Genomic DNA, 18,152 nt, shown 5'->3' with positions numbered 1-18,152 from the left:
GCATTTACTGAGGCACCTCAGCGACCACCCAGGATGGCGATATAGTCCGAGACCCAGCGGTAGTAAGGCACGCAGGTTCCCTGGCTCTTGCACTGGGTGACGGGGGTACGCCAGAAGCGCACTCGATCGAAGTTGTCGATGCCGTTGGTCTTGCACCCCTCTTTCCCGAGCAGGGCATTGCCCTCGCAGGCGGCCGGCACTACGGGTACGGAGCCGAACCAGGAGGCGAGATCCCCCTGCAGCTTGTTGTTGAGGGAGTGCTCCAGCCACTTATAGGCACAGGTGAGGTTCTTCGCCTCGCTGTGCACCATGCTGGTGTCGGCCCAGCCGGTGACGCCCTCCTTGGGCACCGTCGTGGCGATGGGCTGCTTGTCGGCAATCAGGGTATTGGCCTGGAACGGCCAGGAGCCTGAGGCCACCACCCCCTCGTTCTTGAAGTCGTCGATCTGGACGAAGGCGTCGTGCCAGTAGCGCCCCACCAGCTGACGCTGCTGGCGCAAGAGGTCGAGGGCGGCCTTGTACTGATCCTCGTTCAGCTCGTAGGGATCCTTGATGCCGAGCGCCGGCTGGTGGCTCATCAGATAGAGGGCCGCATCGGCGATGTGGATGGGGCCGTCGAACGCCTGCACCCGCCCCTTGTTGGACTTGCCGTCCGGCAGGGTCTGCTCTTCGAACACCACGCTCCAGGAGTCGGGTGCCTTGGGGAACACCTTGGTGTTGTACATCAAGATGTTGCCGCCCCACTGGTAGGGCACGCCATAGTGCTTGCCGTCCACCGTGTGCCAGGGGGCATTCTGCAGGCGGGGGTCTATCTTGCCGTAGCTCGGGATGAGCGCCAGGTTCAGCGCCTGCACCTTGCCGCCGGCGATGAGGCGCAGGCTGGCATCGCCGGAGGCGGTCACCAGATCGAAGCCCCCCTCGTTCATCAGCGCCACCATCTCGTCCGAGGTGGCGGCCGTCTTGACGTTGACCTTGCAGCCGGTCTCTTGCTCGAAGCCGGTGACCCAGTCGTAGTTCTTGTCGGTCTCGCCGCGCTCCACGTAGCCGGCCCAGGCCACGATGTTGAGCTGGCCTTCACCCTTGCCGAGGGTGGTGGGGGCTGCCTGGGTCTGGCCTGCCAGCAGGGCGGGGATCAGGGCCAGGGTGAGGGGGGTCAGTTTCATCTTGCTCTCCTTGCTGGGGCGGGCACGGTTGTGATGCCACGCTGACAATTAACATCCTGTTAACCAGTCATGAGCGTAGGAGAAGCCGTGAGCAATGAGAATTTCAATTTTTAACGCCAGAGGTATCTGCTAAATCGATATCGAGTGCAGATGAATCTGAATTTCTGCGGCAGATGCCACGACAGTGCAGGGGGCAGGCTCAGCGGGCGAGGGGCTGACGGGCTCGCAGCCGGCTCTGATCCCGCACTATGTCGATGAACTCGCGGGCGGTCCACTCCAGCCGCGAGCCGCGCCGCCACACCAGGCCGATGTCGATGGCGGGGATGGGCTCCTTGATGGCGCGGGCCTCGACCCGTTCCTGCTCCAGCGACCAGGGGCGGTAGGCAAAATCCGGCAGCAGGGCGAGCCCGAGCTGGCTCGCCACCAGGCTGCGCACCGCTTCCACCGAGGCGGTCCGCAGCACGATGCGCGGCGCTATGCCGTAGCGGCGCAGGCCGCCGCCGATGATCTGGTCCAGCTGATCGGCGGTCAGCGAGATCATGGCCTCCTCGCCGAGCGCCTTGAGGGAGAGGGTCGACTCGGCGCAGAGCGGGTGGTTGGCGGCGAGCCAGACCCGCAGCGGCGAGCGAGTCAGCAGCTCGGTATCGAACGCCTCTTGGCGGATGGTGCGGTTGGTCATCAGGATCCCCACATCCACCTCGCCGTTGACGATCTGATGCTCGAGATAGGGCTGCTCATCCTCCTTCACCTCGATCTGCACCGCCGGGAAGGCGCGGCGAAAGCGGCCGAGTGCCTCCGACAGGTAGTAGCCGGCCACCAGCGTGGTCACGCCTATGGTGAGCCGCCCCTGATCTTGCTGGGCCACCGCCTTGAGGGACTGGCCGGCTTCGGTCATGGCGCCGAGGATGCGCCGGGCGTGCAGCAGAAACTGGTGACCCTGGGTGGTGAGGCTGACACCGCGCGGATTGCGCTCGAACAAGGCGGCGCCGAGCTCGGTCTCCAGCTCGCGGATGGCGCTGGTGACCGCCGACTGGGAGATGTGCAGCTCGGCGGCGGCGCGGCTGACCGAGAAGCTGTCGGCCACCGCCACGAAATAGCGGATCTGGCGAAAGGTGAAGTTCATCTGGGCGTCCTGCCGCGTTCGATCAAGGTGACTGCCAGCTTACCCTCGAATCGCGGCCAGACAAAAGGCGCCGTGCTGGCGCCTTTGTCATGGTTTTTCCGGCGGTTAGCGGGAGCTGGCCGCTTCGATCACCGGGATCCGGTTCACCGCCTTGCCGAGATAGGCGAGGGTGATGGTCACAATGATGCAGGTGAAGCTGAGCCACATGTAGGGCAGGTAGTCGAGGGTCGCCACCCCCAGTACCCCGGCCATGAAGATGCCGTTGTCGCTCCAGGGCACCATGCCGCAGGTGAGGGTGCCGCCGAACTCGGCGTTGCGGGAGAGGTTCTTGCGTGCCAGCCCCAGCCGGTCGTAGTTCTTGGCCATGATCTTGGGGGTCAGGATCAGCGACACATACATGGCCGAGCCGAACACGTTGGCCAGGAAGGCGGTACCTATGGTGTGGGTAGTCAGGCTGCCGGCACCGTTGATGCGCTTCTCGAAGGCACTGGCGATGACTTCCAGGATGCCGACCTTCTCCAGCAGGCCGCCAAACCCCAAGCCGAAGATGATGACGGCCACCGAGCCCAGCATGGACTCCATGCCACCGCGGCCCAGGATGTTGTCGATGAAGTCGACGCCGGAGGTGATGGCAAACGGGCTGTAGGCGGAGTGCATCGCCTTGACCGGATCCATGTCCTGGAACAGGATGGCCCAGACAAGGCCCAGCAGGGCGCCGAAGCTGATCACCGGGAAGGCGGGTTTGCGGTTGGCCAACAGGCCCAGCACCAGCACCACCGGGACTATGGCCAGCGGGGTGATGTTGAACTGCTTGTCGAGCGCTTCCATCACCAGGTTGACCTGCTCCAGGCTGACGTTGCCGGAGTACTGCATGCCGACCACGGTGAACAGGGCGGCGGTGATGACATAGGAGAACAGGCTGATGGGCAGCATCCCCTTGATGTGTTCCATCACGTCGACGTTGGACATGGTCGAGGCCAGCACCACGGAGTCGGAGAGCGGGGAGAGCTTGTCACCGAAGTAGACGCCGGAGAGCACGGCCCCCGCCACCAGCGGGGCGGGCACGCCGAGACTGTGGCCGATCCCCATCATGGCGATGCCGGCAGTGGCGGCCGAGCCCCAGGAGGTGCCTGTGGCCAGCGAGGTCAGCGAACAGATAATCAGGGTCGCCAGCAGGAAGATGGACGGGTGAATCACCTTGAGGCCGAAGTAGATGATGCTGGGGACGATGCCGCCGGCAATCCAGGTGCCGACCAGAGCACCGACGGAGACCAGGATCAGGATGGCCCCCATCCCCTTGGCGACGCCGTCTACGGCCGCCTGCTCCAGGGATTTGTAATCATGGCCGAGCTTGATGCCGAGTCCCATGATGACGAACCAGGCGATGAACAGTGCCAACTGGATTGGCAGGTCGAGCACGCTGGTGAAGGAGAAGGCCAGGGCCAGGAAAATGGCCAGGCAGGCAAACACCTGTGACATGCCCGGCAATCGGATGTGGTTTTGTTGGTTTTGCATAGATACTTCCTAAACTCTTGCTCGCCAAGGTCAGTCCCTCTCGTCCTGTGGATACACGTATCCCGAGGGGCCCACCCAAAAAGAGGCCGCAATCTACCACAAACCTGGGGGGGCAAATCCCAACTGATTTAGCAAAAATGCAGTTTTGATTGAAAAACTTACAAATTAGTTGATCTCATAACCCGTTTTTGAGTGCTCTGTTTGCCCCGATGAGACATTCGACTCCGATAGAAAAGTCCGATTGCATACTCCTAAAATACAAATGATAATTGTTATCAATTGTTGGAGGGGAGTGTGTCATGAGATGGATAGTGAGAGCCATGCTGCTGATCGGGCTGCTGGCGATCCTGATCTGGGGTCAGGACAAGGCATACGGTATGTGGAGCCTGGGCTTCTTGCTGGCCGCCTGGGTCATGCTCGAACCCAGGCTGAGGCCTGCGCTGATCCTGCTGCCGGTGGCCGGTATGACGGGAGTCGCGGCCCTGATCTGGCAACAGCCCTGGTTATGACGAGGTGGCCGGGGCGCTTTGCACCTTCTCTTGCGCCAGCTTGAGCGACTCGATGACGTTTTTCTCCATCTCGGTGCGCTTGGCATCGGTCAGGAAGTAGATCATGTCGACGTCGTGACGAATGTAGTGGGAGGGCAGCTGGTTCAGGGTCAGGCAGCAGAGATCGGCCATCTGGTTGGCGCTCAGCTTCTGGTTGAGCCCCTGTCTCTCAATCTCCTTGAGCACCAGATGCTCGTAGAAGTTGTGAATGTCGGTATCCAGTATCATATGCGTTCCTTGGCATGACGATGGGCGGTGAGTCGTCAAAAGCATAGTCATAACAAGGGCTAAAAACAAAAGGCCCGTCACTTTCGTGATGGGCCTTTTGCATAATGAATGGTGCGAAGAGAGGGACTCGAACCCTCACATCCGTGGGACACTAACACCTGAAGCTAGCGCGTCTACCAATTCCGCCACCTTCGCACACTGATTTTCTCCAGCTGGTTTTTAAATGCGGTTGGAGCGCATTTTCTGCGTTTTACATGCCAGAAGCATGGTGCGAAGAGAGGGACTCGAACCCTCACACCCGGGGGGCACTAACACCTGAAGCTAGCGCGTCTACCAATTCCGCCACCTTCGCACATCGGGTTTCCAGTCTGGTTTTACATGCTGTCTGGATAAAGCATGGTGCGAAGAGAGGGACTCGAACCCTCACATCCGTGGGACACTAACACCTGAAGCTAGCGCGTCTACCAATTCCGCCACCTTCGCACATTGTGTTACCAGTTTTGATTTACATGCTGTCTGGAGAAGCATGGTGCGAAGAGAGGGACTCGAACCCTCACACCCGGGGGGCACTAACACCTGAAGCTAGCGCGTCTACCAATTCCGCCACCTTCGCACATTCGGGTTATCAGTCTGGATTGACATGCTGTCTGATAAAGCATGTTGCAGTATGGTGCGAAGAGAGGGACTCGAACCCTCACATCCGTGGGACACTAACACCTGAAGCTAGCGCGTCTACCAATTCCGCCACCTTCGCATCACTGCGGTGGGGGATTCTATAGAGTTTTGAAGGAGCGTCAACAGCCAAAGGGGACTTTTTTCGCTGTTGACGTTCAAAGCAGCATCAAGGGGACAAAACTTCAGCAATCAGCCTCAGTGGCGGGCCAGTGCGTCCTGATACATCTGCTCGTATTGAGTGACCGAATCCGGCCAGTTGAAGCGGGTGTTCATGGCATTGCGCTGCACCCGGGCAAACTGTTCGGGATCCTGCAGGTAGTAGAGCAGGCTGCGGCGCATGGCATCGAGCAAGATGTTGGCGGTCGGATCGTTGAAGCAGAAGCCGGTTGCGTGCTCCGGGTCGGCATCCCAGTCCACCACCGTATCTTTCAGGCCGCCGACGGCCCGCACCAGCGGCAGGGTGCCATAGGCCAGGCTGTACATCTGGTTGAGTCCGCACGGTTCGAACAGGGAGGGCATCAGGAAGAAGTCGGCACCCGCTTCCACCAGATGAGCGAGCCGGTCGTCATAGGTGTTGATGAAGGCGAGCCGGTCCGGGAATTGTTGCGCCAGGGTCTGCAGCTGGGCTGCGAGGGAGGGATCGCCCGAGCCGACGATCACCACCTGCACCTTGTGATGCAGAAACTTGTCCAGCACCGGCAGCAGCAGGTGAACGCCCTTCTGCTCGGTCAGCCGGCACACCATGCCATAGATGGGCAGATCCGCCACCGGCAGGCCGGTCTCCTGTTGCAGGCTCTGTTTGCAGATGCGCTTGCCGGCCAGGTTGTCGACGTCATAGGTGGCCGGCAGGAAGTCGTCGAACGCCGGATCCCAGTCCTGATAGTCACAGCCGTTGAGGATGCCGCGCAGATCCGCCGCCCGCTGCTGGAAGATGCTGGCCATGCCGTGGGCACCAAGGTGGGTCAGCAATTCGCTGGCATAGTTGGGGCTGACCGCGTTTATCTTGTCGGCATAGAGCACGCCACATTTGAGCAGGTTGACGTGGCCGTAGTCGTAGCTGATGCGCTGTTCGTAGTCGGCAATCTCGGGCACCGCCCAGAACTGCTGGCGCTCGAATACCCCCTGAAAGGCCGCGTTGTGAATGCTGATCACGCTGCGAGTGTGCTGGAAGAAGGGATTGTGGGCGTGACGGGTTTTCAGCAGCAGCGGCAGCAGGCCAGTGTGCCAGTCGTTGCAGTGCACTATGTCGGGGGCAAAGGCGAGCTGCTCGCTGGCGTGCAGCGCGGCCGCGGCCAGAAAGGCAAAGCGCTCGCCGTTGTCCGGATAGGCCTGGTTGTTCTCGGCGTAGAGCTGGGGGCGATCGAAGTACTGCGGGCAGTCGAGCAGGTAGACGCAGACTCCCTCCAGATCCATCTGATAGATGCGATAGCCGATATCCGGCAGGCCCGGGTGGGTTGGCAGCCAGCGCGAGACCAGCAGTTTGGCCTCATCCCGTCGCTTTATCGTCTTGTAGAAGGGCAGCATGATCCTGACATCATGCCCCTTCTGGGCCAGGTACAGCGGCAGGGCTCTGGCCACGTCAGCCAGACCCCCGGTCTTCACAAGCCCCTCAACTTCCGAGGCAACGAACAGGATTTTCAGTGGGTTAATAGCCAACTCTTGCTCCCTTAGGTACCACGACGATACCGCCTTCGGACACGGTAAATCGTTCTCTGTCATGGTCCAGATTTTCACCGATCACGGTGCCGGGCGCAATTTCAACGTTCTTGTCGATGATGGCGCGGCGAATGGAGCAGCCCTCGCCGATCTTCACGTCCCCGAGCAGGACCGACTCGCTGATGTGGCTGCAAGGTCCCACGTTGCAGCGAAAACCCAGGATGGATCGCTGGATCTGGCTGCCCTGAATGAAGCAGCCGCCGGAGATCAGCGAGTTGGCGATCTTCACCTTGCAGTCGTCGGTATCGACGAAGGTGGCGGGCGGCAGCGGCGGGTAGTGGGTATGCAGCGGCCACTTGCGGTTGTAGAGAGAGAAGGGGGCATCGTCGGCCACCAGGTCCATGTGCGCCTGCCAGTAGGAGTCCAGCGTCCCCACGTCGCGCCAGTAGACGTTGGGCTTCTCGCCCGGAATGACGTTGGTGCTGTAGTCATAGACATAGACGGGGGCGCGCGGGAACAGGCTGGGGATGATGTCCTTGCCGAAATCGTGGCTGGAGTTCTCCTCGGCGGCATCGCGCTTGAGTTCGCGATAGAGCGCCTCGGTCTCGAAGATGTAGTTGCCCATGGAGACCAGCGCCTGGGTGGGATCGCCGGGGATGTGCTTGGGTCGCTTGGGCTTCTCTTCGAAGCCGATCATCCGGCCCTCCTGATCCACCTCGATCACCCCGAAGGCGCTCGCCTCCTCGATGGGCATGCGCAGGGCGGCGACGGTCAGGGCGGCGGCCTTCTGCTTGTGGAAGGTCACCATCTGGCTCACGTCCATCTTGTAGATATGGTCGGAGCCGAAGATGCAGACGTGCTCGGGGTCGGAGATCTCGATGAAGCGCAGGTTCTGGTAGATGGCGTCGGCGGTGCCGTCATACCAGCGTTTGCCCATCCGCATCTGGGCCGGGATCGGGTCGATGAAGCGATCCGTGATGCCGACGATGTTCCACCCCTTCTTCATGTGCAGATAGAGGGACTGGGACTTGAACTGGGTCAATACGTAGATGCGCAGGAAGTCGGCGTTGACGAAGTTGTTGAGGACGAAGTCGATCAGTCGGTAGCTGCCGCCGAAGGGAACCGAGGGCTTGCTGCGGGTGGTGGTGAGTGGCTGGAGGCGAGTACCTTCGCCGCCGGCCAGGATCATGGTGAGTATGCCTGCCATCGTATTTCTCTCCCTGAATTCATACTATGAAAAGGTTTTCAGCTTGATGCAAAAAAACACCCCTAAAGGGGTGGTTTGAGGTGTAGCAATTACCTTATCAGATCCCGTATGGGGCTCTCTACCTGTTTCCGGTGACTGGTTACACTTATTTACACTTTGCTCAGATAGACCTTGAATTTGGCATCGCTGCTGATCACTTCAGTCCGTTTGAAGTGCGTCTCCAGTATAGGCTGATATCGCAGGAAGGCGTTGGCAACTATCGTCAGCGAGCCCTGGGACTGCAGATGATCCGGCGCCTTGGCCAGGAAGGTCTCGGTGGCCGCGTAGAAGGTCTTGAGGCCGGCGTGGAACGGCGGATTGGAGACGATCCGGTCAAATTTCCCCTGAATGTCGGAATAGACGTCGGATGCCCGCACCTCGCCCTGCAGGCCGTTGATGGCCAGAGTGCGGCGGCTGGACTCCAGCGCCAGCGCGTTGATATCCACCATGGTGACCTTGAGCCCGGGATTGCGCTTGGCCAGCACCGAGCCAATCACCCCGGCGCCGCAACCAAAATCGAGCAGCGATCCCTGCATGGCCGGCAGGCTGGCCAACAGCATCTGGCTGCCGAGATCCAGTTCGGATGCACTGAACACGCCGGGCAGGGCCAGCACGGTCAGTTCGGTCTCGCCAGCCTGGCACTGGTAGTGGCCGAACCAGCCATTCAGCTCGAACGGTTCAACCGGTTTGCTCAGCTCGCCGTGATAGAGGGAGCAGCGGCGGGCCGAGTCGCGCTTGACCGGCTTGTCGCCATAGGGGGCCAGCAGCTTGTCGGCCCCATTGATGCCACCGCGGTTTTCACCGGCGAGGAACAGCTCGGCACCGGCTTCCAGCAGTGGAGTCATCATGGCCAGCAGATACTGGGCCTCGGCCTTGGCCTTGGGCATCAGCAGCAGCAGGGCATCGAAACGGGGAGCGCCACCGAGCTGATGGTCGAACAGGATGGCATCCCCCAGCGCGGCCTGCTGGTTGCGGTAGTAGCAGTAATCCGTGGTAAAGACGGTGAGGGAGTGGGCCAGGGTCGCCAGCTGGCGGGGATAGTCATCCTCCAGCGCGCCGCACACCAGCAGCCGCTTGCCGACAAAGAGGGCTTGGTTTCGTTCCAGCATCTGGCTGACGGCACTGATCGGGCTGCTCATCGGGTCTCTCCACGCAATTTTGGGCGGCCATTATACATAGCCGCTTTCGCCTTGACATTTATGCCGTGTTCCCGAAATATGCCCAGACACCATTTTTTGAGCAGAGATGACGCAATGCGGTTCAACGGGTTGAAACGAAAGCATAAAAAAAGCCTGACATTCGGGCCTGCCGACGTTCGCGCGTAACCTCTCATCTCTGAGCAGATTCAAACCCCGGTTGCGCACATCGTACCGGGGTTTTTTATTGCCACATTCATGAGTCAACGGAGAAGGAAATTCCATGTTCAAAGGTTCAATTGTCGCCCTGATCACTCCCTTTCGACAGGGCAAGCTGGATGAAGAGGCGCTGGCGCGTCTGGTGGAGTGGCATATCGAACAGGGTACCCACGGCATAGTGCCGGTGGGCACCACGGGCGAGAGCCCGACCCTGACCCATGACGAACACTGCCGGGTGGTGGAGCTGGTGGTCAAGCTGGTGGCGGGCCGCATTCCGGTGATCGCCGGGGCCGGCTCCAACAACCCGGTCGAGGCGATCGAGTACACCCGTCATGCCGAGCAGGCGGGGGCCGATGCCACCCTGCACGTGGCCGGTTACTACAACCGCCCCAACCAGGAGGGGCTCTACCACCACTTCAAGGCGGTGCACGACGCCACCAGCAAGCCGATCATCGTCTACAACATCCCGCCGCGCGCCATCGTCGACGTGCAACCGGCCACCCTGGCCCGCCTGGCCGAGCTGCCGCGCATTGCCGGGGTGAAAGACGCCACCGGCGATCTGGCCCGCCCCTGGACCGAACGCCAGCTGATCAAGAAGCCGTTTGCCTGGCTGTCCGGCGAAGATGCCACCGCCGTGGCTTACAACATCGGTGGCGGTCAGGGCTGCATCTCGGTGACCGCCAACGTGGCGCCCAAGCTGGTGGCCGAAGTGCAGAACCTCACGCTGGCCGGCCAGTGGCAAGCCGCGCGCGAACTGCAAGACAAGCTGATTCCGCTCCATCAGGCGATGTTTGCCGAGCCGAGCCCCGCCGGTGCCAAGTATGCGGTCTCCCTGCTGGGCTTTTGCAGCGAGGAGTGCCGCCTGCCGGTGATGCCGCTGTCCGAGGCGACGCGCACCCGCATTCGTGACGCGATGCAGGCGTTGAATCTGTTATAAAAAGTGGGCTCTGGATCGCGCTTTTGACTGGCTAGTCAATTAAAGTGCAATGTTTGCCGATATACTCGCTTGGATACAACCAAGGATGGCAGGCATGCAGGAATGGGATCCAGAGCACTTCACCAGTTTTGAACATCTCTGTGAAGTGACGCTGGCGGCAGTCAGGGAAAAAACCGAAGCCGAACAGATCTACTTGTGGCTGCGGGCGCCCGAGTCCCAGCTATACAGCTTTCAGCTCGAACAGGGGCTGGTCTGCCTGGCTGCCGACGCCCTTGCTACGCTCCAGCTGCCAATCGTTTTCATCGAACATGCCCTCGACAAGGGACAGCTGGTGGTGGAGCAGCTAGCCCACCCTGACGACATCTGGGAGACGGTGGAGCCGCAGACGACACGCCTGCGCGCCTGCTTCCCGCTCAAGCGCCACAAGGGGCTGGAGGCGGTGGTCTATCTGGAGACCCGCCGCCGCCTCGATCGCCTCTCCCGTCGCCAGCAACAGAGCATTCAGCTGTTGATGCACTATCTTGCCGCCGAGCTGGAGAGCCGGTTGCTTGCCAGCCAGATCGATCTGGAGCGGGATCAACGACTCCATACCCAGGCCGACCTCATCCGCAGCCAGGCGCTGCAAGGCTCCTTCCTCAGTATGTTGCAGGCGCTGCATCAGGTGGGGGTTCAACTCTCCCGCTGCGACAGCGAGCATCAACTGCTGCGCGAGGCCGTGGTGCTGGCCCGCCAGGACCTTCAGTTCGATCGCATCGCCATCTTCCTGGTCGACGCCGAGTTCAAGACCATGCACGGCACCTGGGGTACCAACGAGGCGGGCGAGCTGATCGACGAACATCACTTCATCAGTCCCATTCCGGATCACCCCACGGTGCAGGAGGCGCTGCGCCGCAAGGATTATGTGCTGGTACTGGAGGATGCGCCGCTCTACTACGAAAAGCAGGAGGTCGGTCGCGGCTGGAACGCCATGGTGTCGCTGTGGGACGGCGCCACCCCGATCGGCTGGATTGCGGCCGACAACCTGCTGTGGCGTCGACCGCTCAAGGCTTATCAGAGCGAGATCTTCAAGCAGTATGCGGCCATGCTCTCCCAGTTGTTGATCCGCCAGCGCACCCAGGAGGCGCTTGAGCGTTTCAATCGTGAACTGGAGCAGCGGGTCAGCGAGCGCACCATGCAGCTGGCGGAGACCAACCGGGCGCTGGAGGAGGCCAACAAGCGCCTGTCGCTGCTGTCGCTGGAGGACCCGCTGACCGGCATCGCCAACCGCCGCCACTGGGATCTCACCATGCAGCGGGAGTGGGAGTGGGCGCGCCGCCATCAGAATCTGCTGGCGGTGCTGATGATCGATGTGGATGAGTTCAAGTCCTACAACGATCACTTCGGTCACGCCAAGGGGGACCAATGTCTGCAACAGGTGGCCGGTCTGCTGCAGGAGGCGGAGCGGCGGCGCACCAACCTGGTGGCCCGTTACGGCGGCGAGGAGTTCGTGATCCTGTTGTGCGGTCCGCAACCCGGCGAGGCGGAGCGATTGGCGGAACAGATTCACCAGGGGCTCAGTGAATTAAAGATCCCGCATCCGGCCTCCCGAGTTGCTGATTTCATTACGGTTAGCATAGGCTTTAGCTATCTGGTTCCCTCGCTGGATGGAACATGGCAGAGCTTGACCGAACAGGCTGATCAGGCGCTCTATCATGCCAAATCGCAGGGGAGGGCGTGTACGCTAGCCTATCGGTGAGCCCATGTTGTTACGTCGCTATCCCATCTTCAACCGCCGCCTCGCCCTCGTCGCCTATGGCATCGACTATCAGCTTGCCGACCCGTCCGAATGGACGCTGCTGGCGGCCCAGTGCCGGTTGTTGGCACAGGGGCGGCAATACCTGCTGCCCTTCACCCACGGGCAGCTCGATGAACTGCGCCCCCTGCTGTTCGATCAGGACACCATACCGCTGGTAGAGGCCTCGGCCGATCGGCTGCCCGCCTCGTTTCCCGTGCTGGAGCAGTGGCGCGACTACCGGCGCCGGTTGGCGGTGCACGGTGCCCAGCGCGAGCCACGCTGGTTCAACGCCTCCCGGTTGCTGGTGTTCTGGATGGGCGAAGAGGGGATCCGTCAGCCGACCGAGCACAAGCGGATGGCGCTCGACATCGAGACCTGGGGAGACTTCCTGCCGCTCAAGGAGGCGGGAGTCGACTTCTTCGCCGGCGGTTTTCTCGCCCGTCCCGAGCTGGTCAACCAGCGCGCCGCCCAGCCGGACATGAAGCTGGTGCAGGAGATACTGCAACTGATCTGCCGCGAGGAGTTCTCCTTCGCCCGGGTTGCCACCCTGCTGGAGCAGGATGCCTGGTTGCCGGGGCAGTTGCTGAGCTATGTCAACGCCCCCGGTTTCGATCACGCCAGCCCCATCGTCTCGGTCACCCGGGCGCTCTCCTATCTGGGGGAGCAGGAGATCCGCAAGTTCGTGCTCATCTACGGGCTGGCCAGGGTCAGCCAGCACATGCCGGAGGCCTGCACCCGCATGGCCATCGCCCGCGGCCGCTTCTGCGAGCTGATCGCCCTGAATGCGCTCGGCAAGGCGGCTGCCAGCTGGGCTTTTCTGGTGGGGTTGGTTCTGGATGGTTCGCTGCTCTCCGAGCAGCTCAAGGCCCACTTGCCCAAGGACGTGAGGCGGGCGCTGGAGTCTCGCGAGGGGCCGCTGTTTCATCTGTTCCAGCTGGTGAAGAGCTATGAACAGGGGGATTGGCCCTTGCTGGCCCAGCTGGCGCCCACTTATCAGCTGGAGCCCGCCAGACTGACGCCCATCTATTTTCAGGCACAAATGTGGGGGCAAGCGTTTCTCGCCACCTAGGTCGTGGCGAGCGGGGATGGCTCTGATTAGAATGGGGACCCTTTGTTCAGAGACAGACTCCGCACATGACCCTATCCGGATTTAAAGGCCTGGTATTTGACCTCGACGGTACCCTGGTGGACTCCATGCCGCTGCACCTCGCCGCCTGGGCGCACACGGCCCGCGAATTTGGCTTTCATTTCGATGCCGACTGGTTCTATGAGCTGGGCGGCATGCCGAGCCGCAAAATCGCTCTGCTGGTGGCCGAGCAGCAGCAGATCGCGCTGGATCCGCTCATCGTGACCCGCTGCAAGACCGAACACTACGTGGCCAACCTGCACAAGGCGACCGTCTTCCCGGCCATGCTGGAACTGGTTGAGCGCTACCACGGGCGCATCCCGATGGGGATCGGTACCGGCTCGCCCCGTATCAATGCCGAGGCCGTGCTGCGCAATACCGGGCTGGATCGCTACTTCCCCGTGGTGGTGACCGCCGACGATGTGGAACTGCACAAACCCCATCCCGATACGTTTCTGCTGGTCGCACGTCGGTTGGCCGTCGAGCCGGCAGGCTGTCTGGTATTCGAGGATACGGGGATCGGCGTGCAGGCCGGTCAGGCTGCGGGGATGCAGACCTGCATGGTCAGGGATGGCCGACCGGTCGACTTGCAGTATTGAAGGAATGAGAGAGAAAACGGATGGGTCCACTCGGAGGAAGAGTGGAGTCCATTCTCATACGGGACAGACATGATACATGAGAATGGACTCGGTCACCCTTTGACGCAGCAATGGCGTCGGGGTGACTCAGGCAAGTGCATTACTGCTCGCTGCTACCGCCGCCCTGGTTGTCGTCATAACGACCGGGCGCGCCGTGGGGGCGCGGCGCCATGGAGACGCGGGGTTTGCGGGCACGCTGGATGCTGACCTGCGGCCGGCCGGAGTGCATGGCGATGGTGGAAATCTTGGCCTTGTAGACCAGCTGCTGGTTGCCGTGGGCATCGGTCAACAGCACGCTGTACTGGTCGAAACCGCTGATGGTCCCCTCCAGCTTGATGCCGCTCACCAAGAAGATGGCGACCTGACTGCGATTCTTGCGCAACCAGTTGAGGGCAGAATCTTGCCCGTTCCCGAGGGAGAAGGCTTGCTCAATCGTGGAGTAGCTTGGGGATTCAGTTGTCATAAATTATTGTCCCGCGGAAAAAAAGTGGCGTTTGATTGTGCTAAATGGTCACTTGCTTGTCAAAGTCATTCTCACACCTGACCCGGATGGTGCAACGACAGGGCTGGTCGGCGCGGGCCGCTGCTGTAATAATTGGCGGCTCTGGCCCCGTGGCGGGCCTCATGCTGGGGTTTCATCTTGCATCCGGTTTCACACCAACACCAACCCACCTATACCCATGACGCCACCGCGTGCGAAGAGTGCGACCTGCTGGTGCCGGCCACCACACTGGCCGTGGGGGAGGCGAGCAGTTGCCCGCGTTGCGGTCACACCCTGAGCCGCCATCTGCCGGAGCAAGAGCGCAGGCCCATCGCCTACGGCTTTGCGGCCATCATCATGTTCGTGCTCTCCAACTCCTTTACCTTCATGTCCTTCTCCGCCAAGGGGGTGGGGCAGGAGATGACCTTTCTGCAGTGCATCACCACCCTGGTGGATCAGGGCTATTTGTTCCTCGGGGCCGTGCTGAGCCTGACCCTGATCGGCCTGCCGCTGGTCTATATCGGTTCCATCATGCTGGTGTTGTGGCGGGTCGACAAGGATCTGCACAGCAACGCCCTGCGCTCCCTCGGCCGGCTGCTGTGCCGGATCAAGCCCTGGCTGATGGTGGATGTGTTCCTCATCGGGGTGCTCATCTCGCTGGTCAAGCTGATGGGGATGGCCGACATCAAGATGGGCCTGTCGTTCTGGGCGTTCGTCGGCTACACGGTGCTGCTGATCAAGATGATCTCGTCGCTGGACCGGATGTGGCTGTGGCAACGATTGTTCGGGCCGAGCGAGCTGCACGGGCTGACGGTGGAGGATGACGAGGCCAGCGCCATGACCTCCGGGCTGGTGGGCTGCCACATCTGCGGCGCCCTGAGCGAGGCCGGTGCCGACAGTTGCAAACGGTGCGGCGATCATCTGCACAGCCGCAAACCGGGTGGGCTGAATCGGACCTGGGCGCTGCTCTTCACCTCGGTGATCCTCTACATCCCGGCCAACCTCTATCCCATCATGGACACCGTCTTCCTCGGGGATGACAGCCCCTCTACCATTCTCGGCGGTGTGGTGCTGCTGTGGGCCATGGGCTCCTATCCCATTGCCGCGGTGATTTTTTTCGCCAGCGTGGTGGTGCCGCTGGTCAAGATCCTGGCGCTGCTGTGGCTCTGCTACATGGTGCAGCGTGGCCAGGGGGCATCGCCCCTTGGCAAGCTCAAGCTTTATCGCATGACTGAATTCGTGGGACGCTGGTCGATGATCGACGTCTTCGTGGTGGCCATCCTGGCGGGCCTGATCCGGCTCGACAACCTGATGACCATCTATCCGGGCCCTGCGGCCGTCGCTTTTGCGGGTGTGGTGCTGATCACCATGGTGGCAGCCATGAGCTTCGATTCCCGCCTGATCTGGGATTTACAACAAGGAGAACGCGAACGTGAGTGAGCGTAAGAAAAGGTGGAAACCCGGCTCTGATTTTCTGAGCTCGGCCGCCGCTATCTGGATGGTGCCGCTGCTGGCGCTGTTCATCGGGATCTGGATGCTGTTCCAGCACTGGTATTCACAAGGTCCCAGTTTCACCCTGACGGTGGCGACGGCCGAAGGCATAGTGGCGGGCAAGACGGTGATCCGCTCCCGCGAGGTGGAAGTGGGCCGCATCGAGGCGGTGGAGCTCAGCGAGGACTACAGCCATGCGGTGCTGAAGGCCCGTTTGACCAACGCCGCCGCCGGCATGCTCAAGAAGGACAGCCAGTTCTGGGTGGTCAAGCCCAGGGTCGGCCGGGAGGGGGTCTCCGGCCTCGGCACCCTGCTCTCCGGCGCCTACATCGAACTGGCACCCGGCAAGAAGGGCAAGGCGCGCGACGAGTACGCCATGCTGGACAAGCCGCCACTGGCCTCCCAGGACGCCAAGGGGCTGCGACTATCGCTGAGCAGCCGCGACACCCGGGCGCTCGGGGTCGGCTCGCCCATCAACTATCAGGGCTTCACCATAGGCCAGGTGGAAGAGGCGAAGTTCCTGCCCGAGAAGAGCGAGATGCAGTACCAGATCTTCATCAACGCCCCCTATGACGTGCTGGTGAGCAGCAACTCCCGCTTCTGGATGACCCCGGGTTTCGAGGTCTCCATGAGCAGCGAGGGGATGAAGGTGAAGATGGATTCGCTGGAGAGCCTGCTGGACGGCGGCATCACCATGGGGCTGCCGCCCGGCTGGGCGCCCGGCGAGCCGGTGAAGCAGATGGACGACTTCACCCTGTTCCAGGATCAGGCCAGCGTACTGGCCGGTAGCCTGGATCAGTTCATCGACTACGTGTTCCTGTTCGAGGACAGCGTCGGCGGCCTGCACCCGGGCGCGGCGGTGGAGTATCGCGGCATCCGGGTCGGCACCGTTATCTCGGCCCCCTATCTCATCGATGAGAAAGGGGTGCAGATGTTCCAGAGCCGGCAGATCCCGGTACTGGCGCGGATCGAGGTGCAGCGCCTCTCCCACCGCTATGCCAATGCGGAGAAGGAGCAGTGGCGGGCACTGTTCGGCCGGCAGTTCAAGGAGGGGTTGCGGGCGACGCTCAAGACTTCCAGCCTGCTGACCGGGGGCAAGGTGGTGGATCTGAACTTCTATCCAGATGCGCCCAAGTTCCAGCCCACCAAGCTGGCGGGCTATCAGGTATTCCCGACCGTGCAGGCCGGGCTGGATCAGATTGAGCGCAAGGTGAACCAGATCCTCGACAAGTTCGTCGACATGGACACCGCCAAGACGCTGAACCAGGTCAACCACACCCTGGTGACCCTGGAGCAGACCCTGAAGAACGTCAGCGCGGTGAGCGCCAATCTGGACAAGTTCACCGGTCAGAGCGCGACCCAGCAGTTGCCGGCGTCCCTCAACGACAGCCTGAAGCAGTTGCAGAGCACGCTGCAGGAGTATGATGCCAACTCCCAGACCAACCAGGATCTGCGGCAGTCGGTGCAGTCGCTCAACCAGCTGATGCGCGAGTTGCAGCCGTTGGTGCATTCGCTCAACGAGCAGCCGAGCTCGTTGATTTTCGATCGGGCTCGCCCCCGTGATCCCGAGCCCAAGCGAGGTCAATGATGAAGAAACAGATGATGGCGCTGGCCTTGCTGGGCCTGTTGGCGGGTTGCAGTTCTGCGCCGACGCAGCTGCACTACTACTCCCTCGACGCCGAGGCGCAGCAAGCGGCCGCTGTGGTGGCTCAGCCGCAGCACCAGCTGGTGCTCAAGCCGGTGTCCCTCTCCGGCCAGCTGGATCGGATGAGCCTGGTCTATCAGCTGGAGGGCAAGGAGTTGCACTTCGCCGAGTATCACCGCTGGGCGGGGTCGCTGGATGCCCAGCTCGATCAGCTGACTCTGAACGGCCTCTCCAGTCGCTTGCCGGGTTGGGTGGTGCGGCAGGATGGTGCCCGCAAGGGGCCGGTGCTGACCATTTCGGTGGAGCGCTTCCAGGGGCGCCACGACGGGCGCGCCGTGCTGAGCGGCCGCTGGCGCCTGCTGACCGAAGAGGGCACGGTACTGCGTGACGTCCCCTTCCAGCAGGTGCGGGTGTTGCCGGCCGATGGCTACGGCACTCTGGTGAGCGAGCTGGGAGCTGGCTGGCAGCAACTGCTCGACCAGATTGCGGCAGAGGTGCGCAAGAGCGCCTGACGCTGTGCCGATGCACAGACCCAAAATGGAACGGGAGGC

16 protein-coding genes and 5 tRNA genes are annotated in these 18,152 nt (G+C 61.7%); 8 read left to right on the top strand and 13 right to left on the bottom strand.

Features of this window, described 5'->3' with window-relative positions:
• Positions 1-17 precede the first annotated feature (17 nt).
• The 3 genes from E5E96_RS04555 to nhaC all read right to left on the bottom strand — a co-directional run bounded on the left by E5E96_RS04555 (position 18) and on the right by nhaC (position 3,801).
• Positions 18-1,163 (bottom strand): ABC transporter substrate-binding protein, encoded by a 1,146-nt coding sequence (locus tag E5E96_RS04555; RefSeq protein WP_016352126.1) that lies wholly within the window; start codon positions 1,161-1,163, stop codon positions 18-20.
• 199 nt (positions 1,164-1,362) lie between these two features.
• On the bottom strand, positions 1,363-2,286 hold the full coding sequence (locus E5E96_RS04550; RefSeq protein WP_043127025.1) for a LysR family transcriptional regulator: 924 nt from the start codon (positions 2,284-2,286) through the stop codon (positions 1,363-1,365).
• A 105-nt stretch (positions 2,287-2,391) separates the two neighbouring features.
• Positions 2,392-3,801: a Na+/H+ antiporter NhaC gene (gene nhaC, locus E5E96_RS04545; RefSeq protein WP_029302109.1), complete on the bottom strand. Its 1,410-nt coding sequence runs from the start codon at positions 3,799-3,801 to the stop codon at positions 2,392-2,394.
• 299 nt (positions 3,802-4,100) lie between these two features.
• On the opposite strand from nhaC, the gene E5E96_RS04540 reads away from it, so the two are divergent.
• Positions 4,101-4,310, top strand: a complete 210-nt coding sequence (locus tag E5E96_RS04540; RefSeq protein ID WP_011707516.1) for a hypothetical protein — start codon at positions 4,101-4,103, stop codon at positions 4,308-4,310.
• Here the strand turns inward: E5E96_RS04540 and E5E96_RS04535 are convergent.
• From E5E96_RS04535 to rsmC, 9 genes are all read right to left on the bottom strand, one after another.
• Positions 4,305-4,577: a late competence development ComFB family protein gene (locus tag E5E96_RS04535; RefSeq protein WP_016352123.1), complete on the bottom strand. Its 273-nt coding sequence runs from the start codon at positions 4,575-4,577 to the stop codon at positions 4,305-4,307. The genes E5E96_RS04540 and E5E96_RS04535 overlap by 6 nt on opposite strands.
• Before the next feature lie 109 nt (positions 4,578-4,686).
• Positions 4,687-4,772: transfer RNA gene (locus tag E5E96_RS04530), tRNA-Leu, on the bottom strand.
• A 71-nt stretch (positions 4,773-4,843) separates the two neighbouring features.
• Positions 4,844-4,929 (bottom strand) — tRNA-Leu (locus E5E96_RS04525).
• Positions 4,930-4,974: 45 nt separating this feature from the next.
• Positions 4,975-5,060, bottom strand: a tRNA-Leu gene (locus E5E96_RS04520).
• Between the two features lie 44 nt (positions 5,061-5,104).
• A tRNA-Leu gene (locus E5E96_RS04515) sits at positions 5,105-5,190 on the bottom strand.
• Positions 5,191-5,245: 55 nt separating this feature from the next.
• Positions 5,246-5,331: transfer RNA gene (locus E5E96_RS04510), tRNA-Leu, on the bottom strand.
• A 116-nt stretch (positions 5,332-5,447) separates the two neighbouring features.
• Complete coding sequence (glgA, locus tag E5E96_RS04505) at positions 5,448-6,908, bottom strand: glycogen synthase GlgA (RefSeq protein WP_039214006.1); 1,461 nt, start codon at positions 6,906-6,908, stop codon at positions 5,448-5,450.
• Positions 6,898-8,115 (bottom strand): glucose-1-phosphate adenylyltransferase, encoded by a 1,218-nt coding sequence (glgC, locus tag E5E96_RS04500; RefSeq protein WP_011707513.1) that lies wholly within the window; start codon positions 8,113-8,115, stop codon positions 6,898-6,900. The genes glgA and glgC overlap by 11 nt, the downstream gene beginning before the upstream one ends.
• Before the next feature lie 149 nt (positions 8,116-8,264).
• A complete protein-coding gene (rsmC, locus tag E5E96_RS04495) occupies positions 8,265-9,293 on the bottom strand; it encodes a 16S rRNA (guanine(1207)-N(2))-methyltransferase RsmC (RefSeq protein WP_171281639.1) in 1,029 nt (342 codons plus the stop codon).
• A gap of 280 nt (positions 9,294-9,573) precedes the next feature.
• On the opposite strand from rsmC, the gene dapA reads away from it, so the two are divergent.
• From dapA to E5E96_RS04475, 4 genes are all read left to right on the top strand, one after another.
• The gene (gene dapA, locus E5E96_RS04490; RefSeq protein ID WP_011707511.1) at positions 9,574-10,446 is read left to right on the top strand and encodes a 4-hydroxy-tetrahydrodipicolinate synthase; all 873 of its coding nucleotides are present in this window, start codon (positions 9,574-9,576) and stop codon (positions 10,444-10,446) included.
• 94 nt (positions 10,447-10,540) lie between these two features.
• Positions 10,541-12,181, top strand: coding sequence for a diguanylate cyclase (locus E5E96_RS04485; RefSeq protein WP_171281638.1), 1,641 nt, complete (start codon positions 10,541-10,543; stop codon positions 12,179-12,181).
• A 4-nt stretch (positions 12,182-12,185) separates the two neighbouring features.
• Positions 12,186-13,289, top strand: a complete 1,104-nt coding sequence (locus E5E96_RS04480; RefSeq protein WP_171281637.1) for an EAL and HDOD domain-containing protein — start codon at positions 12,186-12,188, stop codon at positions 13,287-13,289.
• Between the two features lie 65 nt (positions 13,290-13,354).
• Positions 13,355-13,945: an HAD family phosphatase gene (locus E5E96_RS04475; protein ID WP_171281636.1), complete on the top strand. Its 591-nt coding sequence runs from the start codon at positions 13,355-13,357 to the stop codon at positions 13,943-13,945.
• Positions 13,946-14,084: 139 nt separating this feature from the next.
• On the opposite strand, the gene hfq is transcribed toward E5E96_RS04475, so the two are convergent.
• On the bottom strand, positions 14,085-14,447 hold the full coding sequence (gene hfq, locus E5E96_RS04470; RefSeq protein WP_011707507.1) for an RNA chaperone Hfq: 363 nt from the start codon (positions 14,445-14,447) through the stop codon (positions 14,085-14,087).
• Positions 14,448-14,624: 177 nt separating this feature from the next.
• On the opposite strand from hfq, the gene E5E96_RS04465 reads away from it, so the two are divergent.
• The 3 genes from E5E96_RS04465 to E5E96_RS04455 are packed head-to-tail and all read left to right on the top strand — an operon-like array spanning position 14,625 to position 18,113.
• Entirely contained in the window at positions 14,625-15,905 is a 1,281-nt protein-coding gene (locus E5E96_RS04465; RefSeq protein WP_011707506.1) for a paraquat-inducible protein A, read from the top strand.
• Positions 15,898-17,544 (top strand): intermembrane transport protein PqiB, encoded by a 1,647-nt coding sequence (pqiB, locus tag E5E96_RS04460; protein WP_017409490.1) that lies wholly within the window; start codon positions 15,898-15,900, stop codon positions 17,542-17,544. The genes E5E96_RS04465 and pqiB overlap by 8 nt, the downstream gene beginning before the upstream one ends.
• On the top strand, positions 17,544-18,113 hold the full coding sequence (locus tag E5E96_RS04455) for a membrane integrity-associated transporter subunit PqiC (protein ID WP_029304753.1): 570 nt from the start codon (positions 17,544-17,546) through the stop codon (positions 18,111-18,113). The genes pqiB and E5E96_RS04455 overlap by 1 nt, the downstream gene beginning before the upstream one ends.
• The last annotated feature ends 39 nt before the right edge of the window (positions 18,114-18,152 follow it).

Origin of the sequence: Aeromonas sp. 1805 (assembly GCF_013085525.1) — a bacterium.
GTDB classification, from domain to species: Bacteria; Pseudomonadota; Gammaproteobacteria; order Enterobacterales; family Aeromonadaceae; genus Aeromonas; species Aeromonas hydrophila.
The sequence above is the reverse complement of the archived record's forward strand: the minus strand, read 5'-3'. Positions and strand labels throughout refer to the sequence as shown.

What these genes read in the sequence shown, in the direction of transcription:
- hfq (WP_011707507.1), bottom strand. Translation starts at nt 14,447, where the DNA reads ATGACAACTGAATCCCCAAGCTACTCCACGATTGAGCAAGCCTTCTCC.
- nhaC (WP_029302109.1), bottom strand. Translation starts at nt 3,801, where the DNA reads ATGCAAAACCAACAAAACCACATCCGATTGCCGGGCATGTCACAGGTG.
- glgC (WP_011707513.1), bottom strand. Translation starts at nt 8,115, where the DNA reads ATGGCAGGCATACTCACCATGATCCTGGCCGGCGGCGAAGGTACTCGC.
- E5E96_RS04455 (WP_029304753.1), top strand. Translation starts at nt 17,544, where the DNA reads ATGAAGAAACAGATGATGGCGCTGGCCTTGCTGGGCCTGTTGGCGGGT.
- E5E96_RS04550 (WP_043127025.1), bottom strand. Translation starts at nt 2,286, where the DNA reads ATGAACTTCACCTTTCGCCAGATCCGCTATTTCGTGGCGGTGGCCGAC.
- E5E96_RS04475 (WP_171281636.1), top strand. Translation starts at nt 13,355, where the DNA reads ATGACCCTATCCGGATTTAAAGGCCTGGTATTTGACCTCGACGGTACC.
- E5E96_RS04555 (WP_016352126.1), bottom strand. Translation starts at nt 1,163, where the DNA reads ATGAAACTGACCCCCCTCACCCTGGCCCTGATCCCCGCCCTGCTGGCA.
- E5E96_RS04480 (WP_171281637.1), top strand. Translation starts at nt 12,186, where the DNA reads ATGTTGTTACGTCGCTATCCCATCTTCAACCGCCGCCTCGCCCTCGTC.
- rsmC (WP_171281639.1), bottom strand. Translation starts at nt 9,293, where the DNA reads ATGAGCAGCCCGATCAGTGCCGTCAGCCAGATGCTGGAACGAAACCAA.
- E5E96_RS04540 (WP_011707516.1), top strand. Translation starts at nt 4,101, where the DNA reads ATGAGATGGATAGTGAGAGCCATGCTGCTGATCGGGCTGCTGGCGATC.
- E5E96_RS04535 (WP_016352123.1), bottom strand. Translation starts at nt 4,577, where the DNA reads ATGATACTGGATACCGACATTCACAACTTCTACGAGCATCTGGTGCTC.
- E5E96_RS04485 (WP_171281638.1), top strand. Translation starts at nt 10,541, where the DNA reads ATGCAGGAATGGGATCCAGAGCACTTCACCAGTTTTGAACATCTCTGT.
- dapA (WP_011707511.1), top strand. Translation starts at nt 9,574, where the DNA reads ATGTTCAAAGGTTCAATTGTCGCCCTGATCACTCCCTTTCGACAGGGC.